Source organism: Shewanella sp. NIFS-20-20 (assembly GCF_019209865.1).
In the GTDB taxonomy this organism is placed as follows: Bacteria; Pseudomonadota; Gammaproteobacteria; order Enterobacterales; family Shewanellaceae; genus Shewanella.
The window spans coordinates 1-17,810 of the sequence record NZ_JAHUTT010000011.1; the positions used below are offsets into that span (position 1 = coordinate 1).

Below are 17,810 nucleotides of genomic sequence, written 5' to 3' on the forward strand. Positions count from 1 at the left end.
TTTTTTCGGACCCGAAAGTCCTGCTCAATGAATTCTGTCGATTCGATGATAAATCACCGAATTTGCATGTTATGCGGACATCTTCGTTGAAGTCTCTTGCGAGACGTTTTAAATCGTTGTCGATTTAGCAACTACTGTGAATGTCCACATAGATTGTCTGATAAATTGTTAAAGAACATGTCACTAGGTGACTGAGCCGAAACTCTCTGACCTACGAATCATTCATCGTGTCAGTGGTTGCGAATTATAGGCAAGAAAGAATTTAGCGCAAGCCCTTTTATTGAAAAACATCGCAAAAACCAATCGTTCGCACACTTTTCAAACCAAGCGGTGCTTTTTTACTCAAAACAGCGCTTCAACGCCCCTTTTTGCTCTATAACCCACTTAAATAAGCTGGTACATCGGCGATACTATCGAGGATCACTGTAGCTTCGGCACTCTCGACGATTTCTTTACCAGTTCTAACTAAAATACGAATTGGAACACCGGCAGCTTTGGCCGCCAACATATCATCGACTTTATCACCCACCATGACCGATTGACTCAAATCTAGTGATAGGTACTTAGCAGCATCATTGAGCATGCCCGGTTTAGGTTTACGGCAGTCACAATCCACTTTGTACACACCAATGCCTTGTTCTGCATGATGTGGACAATAATAGATGCCATCTAATTCAACCCCTTTATCGGCAAAGTTCCAATCCATCCATTCGGTCAGACTATGAAACTGATCTTCACTATACATACCACGGGCAATGCCTGATTGATTAGTAACTACCACCAATTTATATCCCATTTGCTTTAACGACATGCAGGATTCAAAGACACCATCAATGTATTCAAAATCGTCAACTTGATGGACATAGCCATGATCTTTGTTGATTACACCATCACGATCTAAAAAAATGGCTCGACTCACAGTTCAAGCTCCGATAACTATCAAAATTTGTGCTTATTATTTCACTGTTGTGTTCAAATTGCATCGTCATTATTAGGGGAATTGTCACAAGACAGACGCTCAACAGCCTACAAGCGCTATTTTTTACACCGATTGGATTTTAGCCGCGGGACACTGAACACATATTGCTAGCTATCATTGCATGCCAATCTGACAGCGGCGGAGCACATGACTAGTTATCGCCCCGCTGCCTTCATTATCATGCAATCACTGAACTATAGTGTCTGTTCAATGACAGCTAGTTTCATTGTTGCCAATGGTGGTCAAAACTGATCTCAACTGGTATGCCTTCAATATTAATATCTAAGGGTTCCTGCGGGGTTAACGTGACCTTTAGCACAGGCTTTTCACCATCAAAGGGCCCCATCAACTGTTTGGGTAAGCGCCCCACCAGCTCGGTGGGTTCATTTATTTGTGCGCGAAAGGTCTCCCCTGTAGGTAACTTGACCGTGGCTAGTTGACCAATATCAACATAATCGAGGTACTTAGGTTCAAGATAAGCAATTACCACAGGCTTTTCTCGTCCCGATAACCACAACAATGGCACCTCTGAGTTGACAAACTCGCCAACCTGCACCTGAATTTCACTTATCCTACCGACAAAAGGAGCGAGAATAGTCAGTTGTTGTTGCTGACTTTTAAGTGCACTGAGTTCACGGGCTAGTGATAGTTTTAACTGAGCTAGAGAACCCGATTCTTGCTCAATGCGTTGCTCATAAATCGCATTTAAATAATCACCTTTGGCTTGTTCATAGGCCATACTTGAGGCCGTTTGTGCTTCGATGATTGCGGCCATATCCGATAAAGGCACCAAGCCTTTATCCTTAAATTTTTGAAAATCTTTCAGTAACGACTCTTGCTTTTCTAACCCGATACTCGCGACATGAATGCGTTGCTGATATTGATTTAAAATAGCCACTTGCTGTTCAGTCAGCGATAAATCTAATTGTGATTGTTGCAGGTGTAACTCGTTTATCTTCGCTGACAATGTCGGCAGCTTAAGTTGAATTAATGCCGTATCTTTTTCAACTAAATCACCGACATTTACCAGCAATTCAGAGACAACACTCAGCTCTGGCGCCCGCATTCCTAGTGGTTCAGTGGTAATAATACCTGGCGCAAGAATAAACACATATGGCCGGGCTAAAAACCAGGCCAATAACACCACGGGAGAGATGACTAACAACAGTAATAAATACCAACGGCCTCGAAAACCATCGCGCTTCGATTGCGCGTAATTGACTTTAATACCTTTTTCATGAGTCGGTGTTTTGCTCTTACTGGTAGCAGGATAGATGATTTTCATTAAAATTTACGACCTCGTTTAAGTACCCACCAAGGAGCCATGGAACTTTCTTCGTGAGAACGCCTAACCCATTCATTTAACAATGCGAATAGACAAATAAAGCGCATAAACAATGCATACAGAGGATAAATAAACAACTAGGGTAATAATTTCAGGTCTTGTTTTGGCCGTTCAGATACCGCTAGCAACACGATGAAGTAGAGAAATATTAACACCGCCAAATAAACACAATAAATAAATGCAGTCATAGACACCACAAATTCAAACGGATAACTGAACAAAATATACAATGTATAGCCAGCAATAATGACAGGCATCAATACGTTTTGTAAGAAGCCATAAAGTAAGGTAAAAATAAAGGTGCCCATACCAAGTAACTTTGGCGAGAAAGCCGGCCAATGTTTTCTAAAATACAGAAAAAATAAATCTCCATCCCATCGTAATCGCTGCCAAATTAGAGAGTAGAGAGTATCAGGAGCATCAGTATGCCCAACCGCAAAGGTCGCGAAAGGAATTCGCCATTCTGAATGACGTTTAAAATATTGTTTAAAGCGTAAGGTTAAATCAAGATCTTCTGCGGTATGCGTATCCCAACCGCCGATTTGTATTAAGAGCTCTCGACGAAAAGCACCGAAAGCACCGGATATATTATTCACTAAATTCCATTGAGCTAAACCGGTTTTCCCCCCTTGCATCGAAATTAAGTATTCAATCGATTGCATTCTTGTCACTAACGATGCATTGGAATTTCTGACCCTAAGAGCACCCGCAACAGCAGGGACATTAGGATCAGCAAAATAACTAACGATTTGCGCGACACTATCATTATCAAATGAAGTATCAGCATCCGCATTAAAAATGATCTCTCCATTAGCCACACTTAAACCTGCATTTAAGGCTGACACGCGTCCACCACGTTGCCATTTAGGCAATACTATGATCTGTCGGTTAACGGTGGCGTATTGCTTGGCCGCATCACACGCATGTTGATAGGTTTCATGATTAGCCACCGCCCCATCAACCACCGCAATAATTTGGATGTCGCCGTCATACACCTGCTCTGCTACCGACGCAATGGTGGTTTTAACGGCTTCTTGCTCGGCGTAACAGGTAATGATGCAAGAGACTTTGGGCGTGAAAAAACTGTTCACCTGAGTCGTTTGGTGTTGTTGATAATAAAAACGGACAATGCCGCTAACCACTAAAATCATTAATGGTAATTCGAAACAAATGATCAGGGGTAAAAACCATAAAATGACACTGCCATCCTGACTAAGGCTGTGCTTAATCTCTAAAAATAAGAATGCAATAGTTGTCAAATCAAACATTTGCTAATCATTCCAAGCCAACGAAATTATCCACCAGCCAACTTTTCACATCAATTCCTATTTCAGAAGGCAGTTCTACATGATTAAACTGAAATTGAAATTCTTGCGACAATGAAGATGTCAATTCCGTCAATTTTTTATACACAGACTGTAGTTGGTTACTGTTTACAAAAGGCAAAAACAGTAACAAGCCTTCCTCAGTAAACTGACTACAGGCATCGGTAGTCCTCACGATTGACGATAAACGCTCTTGAAATTCCTGTAACTGCAAAAAGCTAAGTTCCGAACTGACAATTTCATCTAAATTCAGCACCTTTATCGCAATAATGGCATGGCGGTGATGATGGCGTCTGGCCAATTCATTTTGCCATTTGATCACCCAGTAAAACTGGTTTGAGTCCATCACATTGCCTGAAATCTCTGAGAATATCTGAGTCATCGCCCCTTGGATGACCAGTAAACGTCCTGATTGCGCTAAACGGTATGTGTGGATATTTCTGACAACTAACTCATCTAAAGCATGCTTTTCATCACATTCAAGGCACTGAGCCTGAACATTGGCATCGACAAACATATGATGACAACATCTGCACGAATGGGTCTCAATCGGTCTGTCGTAATCAACACCAATATGCCTTAACTGTGTAAAACAATTGGGACATGCGAGCACACCAGCATCTCTAAATGCACTTTGCTCCCCGATATGACCACAATTAAAGCAATGCAAGCTGGCCATAATATTAATATCTAAATCGAAGCAACGTGGGCACACATCAATATAATTCAGGTGAGATGAATGGCAACAAGGGCTAAATCTTACTCGGCTTATTAATCGGGTAGATTCGAGCCAACCTTTTGCTTGTAATTGGGCTAATAGAGCAAAACTATCGACGTTAGAGATCCCCCAAGCTTCAAAAATAGGATAATAAAATAATGAAGCTCCTTGAGGATCTTTCATCGGGGTTAACTCAAAATCAGGATGCAGCCAAAGGTAAGTTAGCAATGTAAATTCATGATTCTTTTCATAATATAAATTTACCAAACTTTTCTTATGCAGGTATTTATCCACATGTTTATCGACATCTTCACCAAATAGGCCATTGGCTAAATAGGGAGACATTCGACTAGCGGCGGTCACAAAAATTAAACATAAGCCGGTGGTATATTGTTTACGTAAATATAACAATAATTCATCTTGTTCTGCAGGGGCAGCTGCAATGACAAAATAGGCATTGTTCAAATCAACATTAAGCAATTCATTCATATTATCAATGAAAATATATTGTTGTTGATATTCTATTGGCGGCGGCATTCCGAGCCAGATGCCAGTTTTTTTACTTGGCTGACTCGGGTTAACATTCATGACATTATTCATTGGCAACCACCACCCTAAAAATTTGTATACAACTAATTTAGCATGTTTTGACAACCCGCATGGCAACACAACACTCCGACCACAAAATACGCAACAAATATTATCATGAGCAACACGCCAGCATCAACACCAATACCACTGACACAAGCGCGCCCCACAAAAGACAAATAAGCAACAGAAGGTTAGCAATGTGTTCCCCAAGTCTAATAATGCGCAATGATAATTGTACGCTGAACTATTAACGTTATAGTGATTAAGCCATTGTTTTAACTTAAAATGATTTCACGCATTATTAACATTGTAAATACTGTCTAGATTGACATTGGACCCTTATATTTTCAGTTATTTCCATCGCCGCTTAAGCATCTAGACGCTACTAGTCGACATTTAAAACCTATCTATCCGATAGAACCCCATGTCGATAGTGGGCCGGTGACCTTGGATTAGTTCACCTGTTAATTGGGCACTGATGGCTGACCAAGTCAACCCTAAGTGTTGATGACCAAATGAAACAAACACGTTATCGTGATGTGTTTGACTTATCACTGGCAAGCTGTCTGGCAATGATGGTCTAAACCCCATCCAACGTTGCCCTTGGTCGGCCGAGGCTTGCAAAAACACACTGGGCATTAGCGCTTTAGCATGCGGTAATAGACAATCCGCCCTCGCCAAAGACATTGGCGCGTCTAAGCCCCCAAATTCGACGGTCCCAGCTAAACGCGTCCCTGTTGCCATCGGGGTGATGATCATTTTACGCTCGTACGATGCCACCGGTCGCGTTAAATTGGATTGTTGCGGCATCATTAAATGATAGCCTCGCTCTGTTTCGAGCGGCACCTTATATCCTAATTGCTTGGCGAAAGGTCGCGACCAAGCGCCTGCCGTCAACAAGAGTTTATTTATCTCAATGTCAGTATCCTCTATTGTAAGCGTCAATGGTGCACTAGGATTGTTGACATTAATCTTAGTGACATCAGCCTGAGTAAACGCCCCGCCTAAGCTAATAAACTTGTTAAAAATAGCTAGGCATAACTGGTAAGGATCCTCAGTATGACCCACGTCAGTAAACCATAAGGCATAGGTGATCTTACGACTCAAACAAGGTTCCAGCTCTCGCACCTGTTGGCCAGTTAGCAACGTAACGGCAATGCCTTCGTTAACATAGGATTGCCATTGATGCCGTATGTCGAACAACGCCGTATGCTCAAACACTAATAGACTGCCGTTAAGCGTTAATAGATGTTCACATCCGCAACTTGTTACCAAAGCCTTGATGGCTGAGATTGACTGTTCATTAAGGGCTTTGATCCCTTGCTTATTATGTAATCTCCGCTCTGAGGACATATTCACCATAAACCGTAAAAACCACGGCAGTGCTCGATGAAGGTATTGAGGACGAATACGCAGCGGCCCGAGAGGGTCCATCAGCATCTGCGGAAGCGTTAACAGTAATTTGGGATCCGCTAACGGAAACACCTGTTCAGTAGCAAAATGTCCGGCATTACCAAAAGATGCTCCCAAAGCCACTCCCTGTTTGTCGAGGAGGGTGACCTGATATCCCGCCTGTTGCAAATACAAGGCGGACGTTAACCCCACGACCCCCGCCCCTAGCACACAAATATCTTGATCGTTTGTGTTTAGCATTCGTTGCTTCATCATGTCCCTCTTCTCATTTATTGCGTGTGGGGATGGATTAATCCAATCTCAAGTTTCAGTGATACAGACCTGCGAGGTTAGCATCGATAATAAAATCGCCACGCTCCCACTTTGGTCACCGATAAAATGTTGACTCGTCCGTGATAAATCACCACTCAGACACTCGAGCTCATTACGGTAGGGCTATGTAAGCTCACCCCCTGTTTTGCCATCCCCAGTCAGTGGTGCTCGCTATTCGCCACCGTCCATGTTCTCAGACCATGGCTGCAGGCCTTTAGCAAGATGGCAGCACTTAAAGGTTAACATCAGGCCATCAACCAGCCTCTACTATGGGCGGCGAAATTGTGCCCGCAGCCATAATATTCTACTTGCGGTTAACCTATCACTGACTGTGCATAAACACTGAACAATGCTTTATGCAGACGTTTTACTCATTACGTATCAGATGCTTGCGCAGAAAAATCCATGATATCTGCATGCTGCAGGTGCTTAACGCCAACTTAGACAGCAAGGAGCATACCTAGATGGCAAAGGTATCTATTCATCACCCCTGGTATTGCACCAGAATATCGCAAAAAAAATACATCTTGATAACATCATACACCTTGGATTATTGTATACAATATACCGTTATGATTATTTTAACAGAGAGGTCGACAATGAAGATTAATTGGCAAGGGGTATTTCCTGCAATTTCAACGCAATTTCATGATGATGGTTCAATTAACTTTGCATCTAATGCCACTATGCTTGAAGCACTCATTGATGAGGGCATTGACGGCATTATTGCGTTAGGGACTGTGGGTGAAAATGCGTCACTGAGTGCAGAGGAAAAGCGTGCCTTTATTGAACACACGGTAGCCACAGTGAAAGGGCGTATTACCGTCATTGCTGGTTGTACCGAAAATACGGCTCGCGCTGCCGCACAATACGTCAATGATCTTGAACCTCTCGGGATAGATGGCATCATGCTATTACCAGCCGTGGTCTATCGAGGAACAGACAAAGAAGTATTGGCTCATTATCAATACGTTGCTCGCTCAACCAGGTTACCTATCATGATTTATAATAACCCAGTCAGCTACGGCGTCGACATTGATCTCGACATGACCGCTATTTTGGCCGCCGAGCCCAATATTGTTGCCATTAAAGAGTCCAGTACCGATACTCGGCGCATTACAGAATTACAAAGCCGTTTTGGTGATCGTTTCACCATTTTTTGTGGGGTCGACGATATTGCGCTAGAAAGCATGCTACTGGGAGCCACGGGTTGGATTTCCGGCCTGACCAACGTATTTCCCCGAGAGTCGGTGGCCTTGTACCAATTAGCACGAGCCGGCCGCATAGAAGAAGCCCGCGAAATCTACCGCTGGTTTATGCCATTGCTACGCTTAGATACCATTCCCACCTTAGTTCAATGCATTAAATTAGCAGAACAAATGCTCGAGCGTGGCAGTGAAAATGTGCGCTTACCCCGACTGCCCCTGGAGGGCGAAGAGCGGGCTTATGTTGAACGTACGGTTAACACGGCACTGAGTCAGCGCATCGATTTAAGCAAGTTCAACCTTAACTAATAGCCAAGGAATGTGACGATGTTAAAAGGTACGTTTTTTTGCATCGACGCTCATACTTGTGGCAATCCGGTACGGTTGGTCAGTAGTGGCCATCCGCACTTGTTAGGCACAACCATGAGTGAAAAGCGCCAACATTTTATGCAAGATCATGATTGGATCAGGCAAGCATTGATGTTTGAGCCTCGTGGCCATGCCATGATGTCGGGCTCATTTCTCTACCCTCCTTGCAGTGAGAATGCCGACGCATCTATCTTATTTATTGAAACAAGCGGTTGCCTGCCGATGTGTGGCCACGGCACCATAGGCACCATCACCGCAGCCATAGGCGCAGGCCTTCTCACCCCGAAGACCCCAGGAACCCTGATTATTGATGTTCCTGCCGGACAAATTAACATCGACTATCAGACCCGCGATGGTAAGGTCGACTGGGTGAAAATCTATAATGTCCCCTCCTTTTTAGCCCATCAAGATGCGATGTTAGACGTGCCAGGATTGGGTCATCTTAAGGTCGATGTTGCCTACGGCGGTAACTACTATGTGATTGTAGATCCTCAGCAACACTTTCCTGGGCTGCGACATTGGAGCGCTGCAGACATTCACCGTTGGAGCCCGCTGGTTCGCGCCGCAGCGCAACAGCAATTGAGCTGCGTTCATCCTAATGATGCCTCGATTAAAGACATTAGCCATGTGTTGTGGACAGGAGATCCAATCGCGCCAGGTTCTGATGGTGCGTGCGCCGTGTTTTATGGCGATAACGCTATCGATAGATCACCATGCGGTACGGGCACTAGTGCAAGGATGGCACAACTTTATGCCCGCGGCTTGCTTAGCGTCGGCGACAGTTTCACCCATGAAAGTATCATCGGCAGCCAATTTATCGGCCGCATCGAAGCCTGTTCACACGTTGGAGACTACCCTGCCATATTACCAAGTATTCAAGGCTGGGCTAAAGTCATCGGCCACAACTGTATCGTGGTTGATGATGACGACCCTTATGCACACGGCTTCCAAGTCCTATAAATACAAGGAAACTTTTTAATGACACCAACACTACTGGGACAGCATTTAATCAATGGCCAATGGCTAGGGCAAGCCACGGCTTTTACACCTATGGACCCGGCTACCAATCTGGCATTAAGCCAAAGCTTTGCCGAAGCCGATGCCGACACCATCGCCCTAGCCGTTAATGCGGCAAGTCAGGCATTTACGACCTATCGGCGCGCATCTCCAGCAACACGCGCCACTCTGCTACAAACCATTGCCGAAGAAATTGAACTGGCGCAAGCAGATATCATCGCGATTGCCATGGTTGAAACGAGTTTGCCTCAAGCGAGATTGAGCGCTGAAACCACTCGCATCTGCGGCCAATTGCGTCTGTTTGCCCAAACGTTACTGAGTGACTACCAACCTAGGTATATTGATAAAGGCGACGCCCACCGCCACCCCCTTCCCAAGCCTGATACCCGCCTTGGGTATCTCCCTTTGGGTCCGGTGGCGGTGTTTGGTGCATCTAATTTCCCACTGGCATTTTCTACTGCCGGTGGCGATACCGCCTCGGCATTAGCCGCCGGATGTCCGGTGATCGTTAAAGCGCATCCGGCTCACCCAGGGACCAGCGAATGCGTGGCCAATGCGATTCTAAAAGCCCTGAGGCGCTGCCAACTCCCAGCGGGTATTTTCAGCTTACTGCAAGGACAGCAGCCGCAGTTATCCACCGCACTAGTACAACATCCAGCCGTTGCTGCCGTTGGCTTTACTGGCTCACATAAGGTTGGCCGTCTTCTCGCTGATTTATGTGCCGCCCGTGCCAACCCCATCCCATTTTACGGTGAGTTAGGTTCGAGTAACCCGCAAATCATTTTGCCGCAAGCCTTAGCACGTAAAGGAGCAACCTTGGCGCATAACCAAGTCGAGTCCATGTTAATGGGTCATGGCCAATTCTGTACATCACCGGGGTTAGTGCTTGTGACCCAAGGCGAGGGCTTAGATAGTTATCTTCGCACCTTAGCCGCAGACATTGCCGAGCGTCCAGCGGCCAATATGTTAACCTTGGCCATTTCACAAAGCTATCAATGGCAAGTAGAGCAGATCTTGCAGCTTAGCGGGGTTGATGTAATAGCCCAAGGCCAAGCCAATCATGCCAATCATGCCAATCACCTCATTCGTCCCTATGCCCTGCTCACCGATGCCAACAGCTTTCAACAGCACCCGATCCTAGCTGAAGAAATTTTTGGCCCGTGTGTACTGGTGGTTATCTGCCAGTCCGAGCAAGAACGCCTCCAACTCATTGAACAATTACCCGGTCAACTCACGGCGAGTATTCATGGCGAAGATCAGGAAGTGATCCATTACCAAGAGCTCGTTGAATCCCTGTGTTATAAAGTAGGTAGGATCATGGTTAATCAACTGCCTACCGGCGTAGAAGTCTGTCCATCAATGCAACATGGTGGCCCTTATCCAGCCAGTACAGACAGTCGCTCAACATCGGTTGGCAGCCAAGCTATTTGGCGTTTCTTGCGCCCAATTTGCTATCAGAATTACCCTCAAGCACTCTTACCTGAGTCGTTGCGCCATTAAGCCATAAACATCACTAACCCATAGGTGGCACGCCATTAAGGGAAGCTGTCTCAAGGCAGTTTCCCTTTATTTATGAATCAACAAAGAGTAATCTGTTACAGATTATTACTACAAAAATTGGCAAAAAAAACAACATGAGTCGAACGACACCTATCGTCCACAAAACCCGCACTCAGGTAGTAGTAGAAGTACTGAGAGAGAAAATTCTGTCTGGGGATATTGGCGCTGGCGAACCGTTACGCCAAAGTGCACTGGCTGAAGAACTCAATGTCAGTCGGATACCTATTCGTGAAGCCTTGGTGCAATTAGAGGCCGAGGGTTTGGTAAAATTTGAAGCCCATAAAGGCGCGACTGCCACTGAATTATCGGTGACGCAAGCGAAAGAACTGTTTGAACTGAGAGCCTTAATCGAAACTGAATTACTTGCCAAAGCGATTCCAAACATTCAAGATGACGACCTGAAACAGGCCGAACAAGTGCTTAATCAACTAGAGTCAGCCTTTAAAACTGAAGATGCAGTGGGCAGTTGGAGTGAACTAAACACTCAATTTCATACCTGTCTGTATCAGCCAGCCAACCGACCTCACACCTTGGATGTGGTCCACGGACTAAATACCAACTGTGATCGCTACATTCGATTACAGTTATTGTTGACTGGCGGTATTCCCCAAGCAGAACAAGATCATCGAGATTTGCTTGAATTTTGTAGAACCAAACAAACCGATAAAGCGGTTAAGCTATTAAGAAATCATATCTTACATGCGGCCAATGCCATCAGTGAATTAGTTGAACAACAAACCAACAACTAAATTCTCCTTGCAGGACATGTGTTTTAGGCACCACGTTATTGGTCTGGGCGAAATAAGCCCACCACGAGAGAATATACCATGCAGTACGCAACAATTACCGGCTGGGGCAAGTGTCTGCCTCCTGCGATATTAACCAACCATGATCTCGCCACTTTTATCGAAACGTCAGATGAGTGGATCCGTCCTCGTACCGGCATTTCCCAGCGTCATATTAGTCATGTCAATACCTCTGAGTTAGCCTCGGTAGCGGCTAAACGAGCCTTAGCGGCCGCTGGGTTAGATGCCAGTCAAATTGACATGATTATTCTTGCTACCGCCAGTCCCGATACCTTGATACCGAACATTGCCTCGACAGTACAAGCGAATATTGGTGCTCAATGTGCGGCCTTTGATATTAACGCGGCTTGCTGTGGTTTTCTTTATGGCATGGGGTTAGCTAATGCACAAATCCAAAGTGGCCAATGCCAGCGAGTATTAGTGATTGGGGCCGAGCGATTGAGTTTCTATTTAGACTGGTCGCGTCGGGAAACCGCGGTTCTATTTGGTGATGGAGCTGGCGCCGTGATCCTCGAAGCCACCGACACCAAACAGGGTGTTTTAGCTTATGAGCTCAACAACGATCCTAGCTGCCGCGAAATTTTAAGTGCCGGTTTTGGCACTAAAATGGATAGGTTCGATGCCGATTCTTTGGATTTCTTCATTCAATTTGATGGCCAAGAAATCTTTAAGCGCGCGATCCGGGGCATGGGGCAGTTAAGTAAGAAGGTCTTGGAAAAAACGGGGACGAATAAAGATGACATCGATTTGGTAATTCCCCACCAAGCCAATGAGCGCATCATTGATACCTTAGTTAGCCGAATGAAAATTGATAAAAGTAAAGCCTTTATCAACATTGCTAATTATGGCAATACTTCAGCAGCAACGATTCCGATTGCCATCTGTGATGCCTTGGAGCAAGGACGGATCAACGCCGGAGACACCATTTTATCCTGTGCTTTTGGCGCTGGATTAACCTCAGCCGCCATGCTACTCAAGTGGGGGGATAGAGTGACTCCTATCGCGGAGTCTGATGCCGAGTTACCCCCTTGCGACAGCACTGGACTTGAATTAGTCAAACGAGCCGCAGATTACTTCTTAAGTAAAGCACAATAGGCTGTTGGCCTCCCTCACCTGATCAGACGTAAGTCGAACTTCAGGTGAGGAAGGTGAGCGATAGCCTGCGCCTCTTTGCCGAGGCCACCTCTTCTTATTCATTGACGAGACCAACATGTCAGAGCCAAACGACGTCATTATTCACACCGATAACTGGGTAAAGCGGGTTATCATGAAATACAATATTTGTCCGTTTGCTCGGCGCGAAGTCGAACGCAATGCCATGCGTTATCGCGTGGTGGAAGATACCAAGTTTAAAGCGGTACTCAAGCAATTAATTGATGAGTGTCAGTACTTGGATCAACATGAGAATTTAGAAACGTCACTGTTTATTCTTCCTCGAGGTTTTGAAGATTTCTATACCTACTTGGATTTAGTCGATGCCGCTACTGACTGCCTAGCAGAACAAGGCTATGAAGGCATTTACCAGCTGGCGAGTTTTCATCCGGACTATTGTTTCGAAGGTGACGATGAACAGGCCGCGGCCAATTATACCAATCGAGCCCCCTACCCAACGTTACATATCATTCGCGAAGCGAGTCTAGAAAAAGCCCTCGCCGGTTATCTTGAACCAGAATCCATCCCACAACGCAACATTGGCTTTTGCGAACGTAAAGGGGCTGAATTCTTCCGCGACTTATTAGCTCAGTGCAAAAAGGACGGACCCCAAGGCCGTCACTAACTCAAGCCACTGCCCTAGTGGCTTACATAGCGTGATAAAACGCTTTTATTTGAGCTAACCAAGGCGCTAGATGGCTAAACTTGTGGCTTTGCTCTTCATCGAAATGAATGTCGTAATACGGGTTGAGACAAGTCTCAATAGCTGCCACATCAAGGCATTCATCTTTTCTCGATAATATCACCAGTGAGCGCCGCTGATTTTTAGCACGAAAGTCAGTCACGCATTTGGTGGCGATGTCTTGATATTCTTCAGCACGGTCTATTTGCCCCTGCATCGTGCGTTCAGGCCATAAATTGGGGTTAATCATCACACTACAACCGCCAACTAAGAAGGCCAATCGCTCAGCCCAGTAACCGCCGAGTCCCACGCCAATAAATAATGCGTTAGCATTCGGTTCGACAGCCAATTGCCTTGCAATATCATTAAGTAGTTGCTGCATATCGAGTTTGGGATGCATGGCTGAATAACTCAATAATCGCACATCAGCATCGATAAATTGTAACTGACGCATTTTGTCGTGATTACCGGGACTGGTCGCATCAAAGCCGTGTAAGTAAAAAATCATAGGCGCTCCGTGTATCAAACATTACTGACGATATGTTGTGCAATCGCCACCGCATCATGCCAACGTTTATCTTGCTCTAAGGCAATGGCTACTTGCGCTTTATTCGCCAACAAGCGCGTTGCCACTGATGGTTGCGAAAACGCAGGCCATAAAAACTCAGGATCAAGTACACTCGCGACGCCGGCCGGATCATTACATAGTAATGCCATATCACACCCGGCAGTTAAAGCAGCATTAACCCGCGCTCGATAGTCACCGGCCACCGTTGCCCCTTTCATGCCCAAGTCATCGGAGAAAATCACCCCGTTAAATTCAAGTTCTTGCTTTAAAATCTGCTGTAACCAAATGCGTGAAAAGCCTGCAGGTTGCTTATCTACTTGCGGGTAAATCACATGTGCAGGCATCACCCCTTGCAATTTATCTTTACGCATCAGCGACTGAAACGGAATTAAATCATGCGCGCGGATAGCGTCAGCTGACCGCTCATCGACTGGCATGGCGATATGCGAGTCGGCGGCAACACTGCCATGGCCGGGGAAATGTTTGCCTACCGCGGCCATCCCAGCACTCTGCATGCCGTCAATAAAAGACTCGGCTAAACGTGCCACCATGGCTGGGTCATCACTGAAACTGCGGCTACCAATTACCTCACTGATGCCATTGAGATCAAGCACGGGGGCAAAACTTAAATCAATATCGATAGAGACTAACTCGATCGCCATTAAAAAACCTAGTTCCCGCGCCCAATCGCAGGCTTGTTGAGGATCTTTGGCGACGCGAAGCACGCTACCCATTGCCGGTATGGCAGTAAAGCCTTCTCGAAAGCGTTGCACACGCCCACCCTCTTGATCGACGGCAATTAAGATCTCTGGCCGACACCGGCGTACACTGGCTATCAACTGCGCTAATTGGGAGCGATCTTGGTAATTTCTACTAAAAAGGATCAAACCGCCTACGGCTGGGTGCGCTAATTGCTCTGCCTCTAAAGGACTCAATGCCAGTCCTTGCAGATCCATCATTAAATAGCTCATCTCAAATCCATCTATATTTTCGTTGGCTGTAGTCTGCCATAAAACCTAGCCTACTGTAGAGCAGGGATTAAGGGCTTGTTTGATAAAATTTGATAACGGTAATCACAAGGATAAGAAAATCTCATGAATTGTTCTGACTCACTCTGTGGGATACTGACTTAATTAACGTCTTAATGACAAGGTGGCTATAATTTATTAGCCAGAAATTACATCAAGGTAATGGTTATGATCAGTGTTTTTGACATGTTTAAGATTGGGATTGGCCCATCTAGCTCACACACCGTGGGCCCGATGAAAGCCGCCAAAACGTTCATCGAAGGGCTAGTCAGCCAAGGACTCCTAGAACAGGTCGACGAGTTACGATCGGAACTGTTTGGATCTTTAGGTCAAACAGGTAAGGGCCACGGTACAGGCAAAGCCGTGATTTTAGGCTTGCTCGGTGAAGAACCCCACCTTGTGAATACCGATAATATCGATGCCATGCTGGCATTGGTAGAACAAGAACAAAAACTCACACTCAGCAATGGCCATATTGTTAACTTTACTCGTCAAGATGGCATAACTTACCATAGACGCAAAACCTTACCCGCACATGCCAATGCCATGACCTTGTATGCCTACCAAGCTGGGCAATGTATCGCCCAGCGCACCTATTATTCTGTTGGCGGCGGGTTTGTGCTTGATCAAGATGAAATATTGGCCACCGATGCCTCGCCAGCCACGCCAATTACTGCCGCACCCTATGACTTCAATAGTGCGCTTGAGCTAGTCTCAATGTGTAATAACAATGGCTTAAGCATTGCCTCATTAATGATGCAAAATGAATTAAGTGTTCACAATGAAGGTGCCATTGATGCCCAGTTATGGGCCATTTGGCAAACTATGAAAGATTGTGTCAATAAAGGCTATTCCAAAGAGGGATTGTTACCCGGTGGCTTAAAATTAAGAAGACGCGCCCCTTCTTTGTATCGGCGCTTAAAAGCCGAAGGTCGTAACAATATCGATCCCCTAACCGCGATGGATTGGGTTGATCTGTTTGCCTTATCAGTGAATGAGCAAAATGCCGCGGGCGATCGCGTGGTGACAGCCCCAACAAACGGTGCTGCGGGGATTATTCCGGCGGTATTATGTTATTACGATATGTTTGTTGAAGAAGTCGACCAAGATATATGTAATCGTTTTCTGTTAACCGCTGCCGCCATTGGTATTCTCTATAAGAAAAACGCTTCTATTTCTGGCGCGGAAGTGGGCTGCCAGGGAGAAGTTGGAGTCGCGTGCTCTATGGCCGCTGGCGCATTAACCGCCATCATGGGTGGCACAGTTGAGCAGGTAGAAAACGCCGCTGAAATAGGTATGGAACATAACTTAGGCCTCACCTGTGATCCTGTCGGCGGCTTAGTCCAAGTGCCATGTATTGAACGCAATGCCATGGGTGCAGTGAAAGCCATCAACGCCTCGCGAATGGCATTACGTGGCGATGGCAATCACAAAGTCAGTTTAGATAAAGTCATCAAAACCATGATGGATACTGGCCGAGACATGGGCAGCAAATATAAAGAAACGGCTAAGGGGGGCTTAGCCGTGAATATTGTTGAGTGTTAACTAACGCACTGGCAAAGGGATATCAGCCACGATGCGGTCAATCAAGTGCTGTTCTTTTTGGAGTGTAATTTGTTCAATTTGTTCTCGACTAAGATGTGGCGCAACTGCGTGAATAAAATCAAGCAAATAGCGCCGTAAAAAACTGCCACGACGAAAACCAATACGTGTGATGCTCGCCTTGAACAAATGGCTAGCATCACGCACGACAAACTCGCTATCCACTGACTTATCAATCGCCATCGTCGCCACAATTCCCACTCCTAACCCCATCGCCACGTAAGTGTTAACCACATCGGCACTGATCGCCGTGAAAGCTACCCGCGGATTTAAGCCTGCTTGTTCAAAGGCCATATCGATGGGGGATTTACCCACACCGCTGCCCAAATAGGTTAACAATGGAAACTCAGCCAACTTAGCTAAGGTCAATTGTGGTGCTCTCGCTAAGGGGTGCGTGGCGGGCACGACTATGCTGTAGTTGCACAAGTAGCAAGGTAATAACAATAACTCCGCAATCACAGGTAAAGGGTGGTCGGTGATCACAAAATCCACGTCGCCTTGGATCACTTTGTCTTCAATATAGGCGCCACTCCCTTGATGCATATCAAGACAGACCTTGGGATACTGGCTTAGAAAAGGTTTGATCACCTGCGGCAAGGCATAACGCGCCAAAGTCTCGGTGGTGGCAAGGCGTAAATGCCCCTGATCTGGGCAAGTAAACTCGTGGGCAACGCTTTTTATGCAATCGACTTTATTGAGAATATCATTGGCAATCGCAATCACCTGCTCTCCGGCTTCAGTCACATGCGTCAAGTGTTTACCACTTCGCTGAAATATTTGAATACCCAGCTCATCTTCAAGCATACGCACTTGCTTGCTAACCCCAGGTTGCGAGGTATACAGCGCGTCAGCCGTAGCCGACACATTGAGGTTATGATTTACAACTTCGGCGATATATCTAAGCTGTTGCAATTTCATGTTGGTTATCCTGACCACTAACTTCCTACGAAGACCCGCAGACGTCTTTCCTGACTGAATACCTATAATTATTAGTTTTAATAGTGCAGATTACCAAACCAAAGCGGAATAAATAATATGATTTACCTGTCGAGCGCGACACAATCGTAAAGCTAGACTAAGATAACTATGCTAGTTGTTTGATTTAATGTAGCATTGTCTCAATTCTTAACTTAATGGA

Annotated in this window: 15 protein-coding genes; 7 read left to right on the plus strand and 8 right to left on the minus strand. The window is 45.7% G+C overall.

Going from position 1 to position 17,810, the window contains the following annotated elements:
* Positions 1 to 373: 373 nt before the first annotated feature.
* From gmhB to KU855_RS05510, 5 genes are all read right to left on the minus strand, one after another.
* Positions 374 to 919, minus strand: coding sequence for a D-glycero-beta-D-manno-heptose 1,7-bisphosphate 7-phosphatase (gene gmhB / locus KU855_RS05490; RefSeq protein WP_218529300.1), 546 nt, complete (start codon positions 917 to 919; stop codon positions 374 to 376).
* Positions 920 to 1,202: 283 nt separating this feature from the next.
* On the minus strand, positions 1,203 to 2,264 hold the full coding sequence (locus tag KU855_RS05495; RefSeq protein WP_218529301.1) for an HlyD family secretion protein: 1,062 nt from the start codon (positions 2,262 to 2,264) through the stop codon (positions 1,203 to 1,205).
* A 137-nt stretch (positions 2,265 to 2,401) separates the two neighbouring features.
* Positions 2,402 to 3,592 carry a glycosyltransferase gene (locus KU855_RS05500; protein WP_256260893.1) on the minus strand — a complete coding sequence of 397 codons (1,191 nt, stop codon included), beginning with the start codon at positions 3,590 to 3,592 and terminating at the stop codon, positions 2,402 to 2,404.
* Between the two features lie 7 nt (positions 3,593 to 3,599).
* Positions 3,600 to 4,967, minus strand: coding sequence for a hypothetical protein (locus tag KU855_RS05505; protein WP_218529302.1), 1,368 nt, complete (start codon positions 4,965 to 4,967; stop codon positions 3,600 to 3,602).
* Positions 4,968 to 5,354: 387 nt separating this feature from the next.
* Positions 5,355 to 6,611 (minus strand): FAD-binding oxidoreductase, encoded by a 1,257-nt coding sequence (locus KU855_RS05510; RefSeq protein ID WP_218529303.1) that lies wholly within the window; start codon positions 6,609 to 6,611, stop codon positions 5,355 to 5,357.
* Positions 6,612 to 7,282: 671 nt separating this feature from the next.
* On the opposite strand from KU855_RS05510, the gene dapA reads away from it, so the two are divergent.
* The 6 genes from dapA to KU855_RS05540 all read left to right on the plus strand — a co-directional run bounded on the left by dapA (position 7,283) and on the right by KU855_RS05540 (position 13,417).
* The gene (dapA, locus tag KU855_RS05515) at positions 7,283 to 8,197 is read left to right on the plus strand and encodes a 4-hydroxy-tetrahydrodipicolinate synthase (protein WP_218529304.1); all 915 of its coding nucleotides are present in this window, start codon (positions 7,283 to 7,285) and stop codon (positions 8,195 to 8,197) included.
* 18 nt (positions 8,198 to 8,215) lie between these two features.
* Positions 8,216 to 9,217: a 4-hydroxyproline epimerase gene (locus tag KU855_RS05520; RefSeq protein ID WP_218529305.1), complete on the plus strand. Its 1,002-nt coding sequence runs from the start codon at positions 8,216 to 8,218 to the stop codon at positions 9,215 to 9,217.
* Positions 9,218 to 9,235: 18 nt separating this feature from the next.
* Positions 9,236 to 10,774 carry an aldehyde dehydrogenase (NADP(+)) gene (locus tag KU855_RS05525; RefSeq protein WP_218529306.1) on the plus strand — a complete coding sequence of 513 codons (1,539 nt, stop codon included), beginning with the start codon at positions 9,236 to 9,238 and terminating at the stop codon, positions 10,772 to 10,774.
* A 134-nt stretch (positions 10,775 to 10,908) separates the two neighbouring features.
* Positions 10,909 to 11,583: a GntR family transcriptional regulator gene (locus KU855_RS05530; RefSeq protein WP_218529307.1), complete on the plus strand. Its 675-nt coding sequence runs from the start codon at positions 10,909 to 10,911 to the stop codon at positions 11,581 to 11,583.
* Between the two features lie 78 nt (positions 11,584 to 11,661).
* Positions 11,662 to 12,735, plus strand: a complete 1,074-nt coding sequence (locus tag KU855_RS05535) for a ketoacyl-ACP synthase III (protein ID WP_218529308.1) — start codon at positions 11,662 to 11,664, stop codon at positions 12,733 to 12,735.
* A gap of 115 nt (positions 12,736 to 12,850) precedes the next feature.
* Complete coding sequence (locus tag KU855_RS05540) at positions 12,851 to 13,417, plus strand: DUF1415 domain-containing protein (protein ID WP_218529309.1); 567 nt, start codon at positions 12,851 to 12,853, stop codon at positions 13,415 to 13,417.
* Positions 13,418 to 13,439: 22 nt separating this feature from the next.
* Here the strand turns inward: KU855_RS05540 and ycfP are convergent, their stop codons facing one another.
* Entirely contained in the window at positions 13,440 to 13,982 is a 543-nt protein-coding gene (gene ycfP / locus KU855_RS05545; RefSeq protein WP_218529310.1) for an alpha/beta hydrolase YcfP, read from the minus strand.
* A gap of 14 nt (positions 13,983 to 13,996) precedes the next feature.
* Complete coding sequence (gene nagZ / locus KU855_RS05550) at positions 13,997 to 15,013, minus strand: beta-N-acetylhexosaminidase (RefSeq protein ID WP_218529311.1); 1,017 nt, start codon at positions 15,011 to 15,013, stop codon at positions 13,997 to 13,999.
* A 225-nt stretch (positions 15,014 to 15,238) separates the two neighbouring features.
* Here nagZ and KU855_RS05555 point away from each other — a divergent pair, with 225 nt between their 5' ends.
* A complete protein-coding gene (locus KU855_RS05555; RefSeq protein WP_218529312.1) occupies positions 15,239 to 16,615 on the plus strand; it encodes an L-serine ammonia-lyase in 1,377 nt (458 codons plus the stop codon).
* On the opposite strand, the gene cysB is transcribed toward KU855_RS05555, so the two are convergent.
* Positions 16,616 to 17,590 (minus strand): HTH-type transcriptional regulator CysB, encoded by a 975-nt coding sequence (cysB, locus tag KU855_RS05560; protein WP_218529313.1) that lies wholly within the window; start codon positions 17,588 to 17,590, stop codon positions 16,616 to 16,618.
* Positions 17,591 to 17,810: the final 220 nt, after the last annotated feature.

Bases quoted from the DNA above. Each gene is read 5' to 3' on its own strand.
- KU855_RS05535 (WP_218529308.1), top strand. From the start codon at position 11,662: ATGCAGTACGCAACAATTACCGGCTGGGGCAAGTGTCTGCCTCCTGCG.
- dapA (WP_218529304.1), top strand. From the start codon at position 7,283: ATGAAGATTAATTGGCAAGGGGTATTTCCTGCAATTTCAACGCAATTT.
- KU855_RS05510 (WP_218529303.1), bottom strand. From the start codon at position 6,611: ATGCTAAACACAAACGATCAAGATATTTGTGTGCTAGGGGCGGGGGTC.
- KU855_RS05495 (WP_218529301.1), bottom strand. From the start codon at position 2,264: ATGAAAATCATCTATCCTGCTACCAGTAAGAGCAAAACACCGACTCAT.
- KU855_RS05520 (WP_218529305.1), top strand. From the start codon at position 8,216: ATGTTAAAAGGTACGTTTTTTTGCATCGACGCTCATACTTGTGGCAAT.
- KU855_RS05505 (WP_218529302.1), bottom strand. From the start codon at position 4,967: ATGAATAATGTCATGAATGTTAACCCGAGTCAGCCAAGTAAAAAAACT.
- KU855_RS05540 (WP_218529309.1), top strand. From the start codon at position 12,851: ATGTCAGAGCCAAACGACGTCATTATTCACACCGATAACTGGGTAAAG.
- cysB (WP_218529313.1), bottom strand. From the start codon at position 17,590: ATGAAATTGCAACAGCTTAGATATATCGCCGAAGTTGTAAATCATAAC.
- KU855_RS05525 (WP_218529306.1), top strand. From the start codon at position 9,236: ATGACACCAACACTACTGGGACAGCATTTAATCAATGGCCAATGGCTA.
- ycfP (WP_218529310.1), bottom strand. From the start codon at position 13,982: ATGATTTTTTACTTACACGGCTTTGATGCGACCAGTCCCGGTAATCAC.
- KU855_RS05555 (WP_218529312.1), top strand. From the start codon at position 15,239: ATGATCAGTGTTTTTGACATGTTTAAGATTGGGATTGGCCCATCTAGC.
- nagZ (WP_218529311.1), bottom strand. From the start codon at position 15,013: ATGAGCTATTTAATGATGGATCTGCAAGGACTGGCATTGAGTCCTTTA.
- KU855_RS05500 (WP_256260893.1), bottom strand. From the start codon at position 3,592: ATGTTTGATTTGACAACTATTGCATTCTTATTTTTAGAGATTAAGCAC.
- KU855_RS05530 (WP_218529307.1), top strand. From the start codon at position 10,909: ATGAGTCGAACGACACCTATCGTCCACAAAACCCGCACTCAGGTAGTA.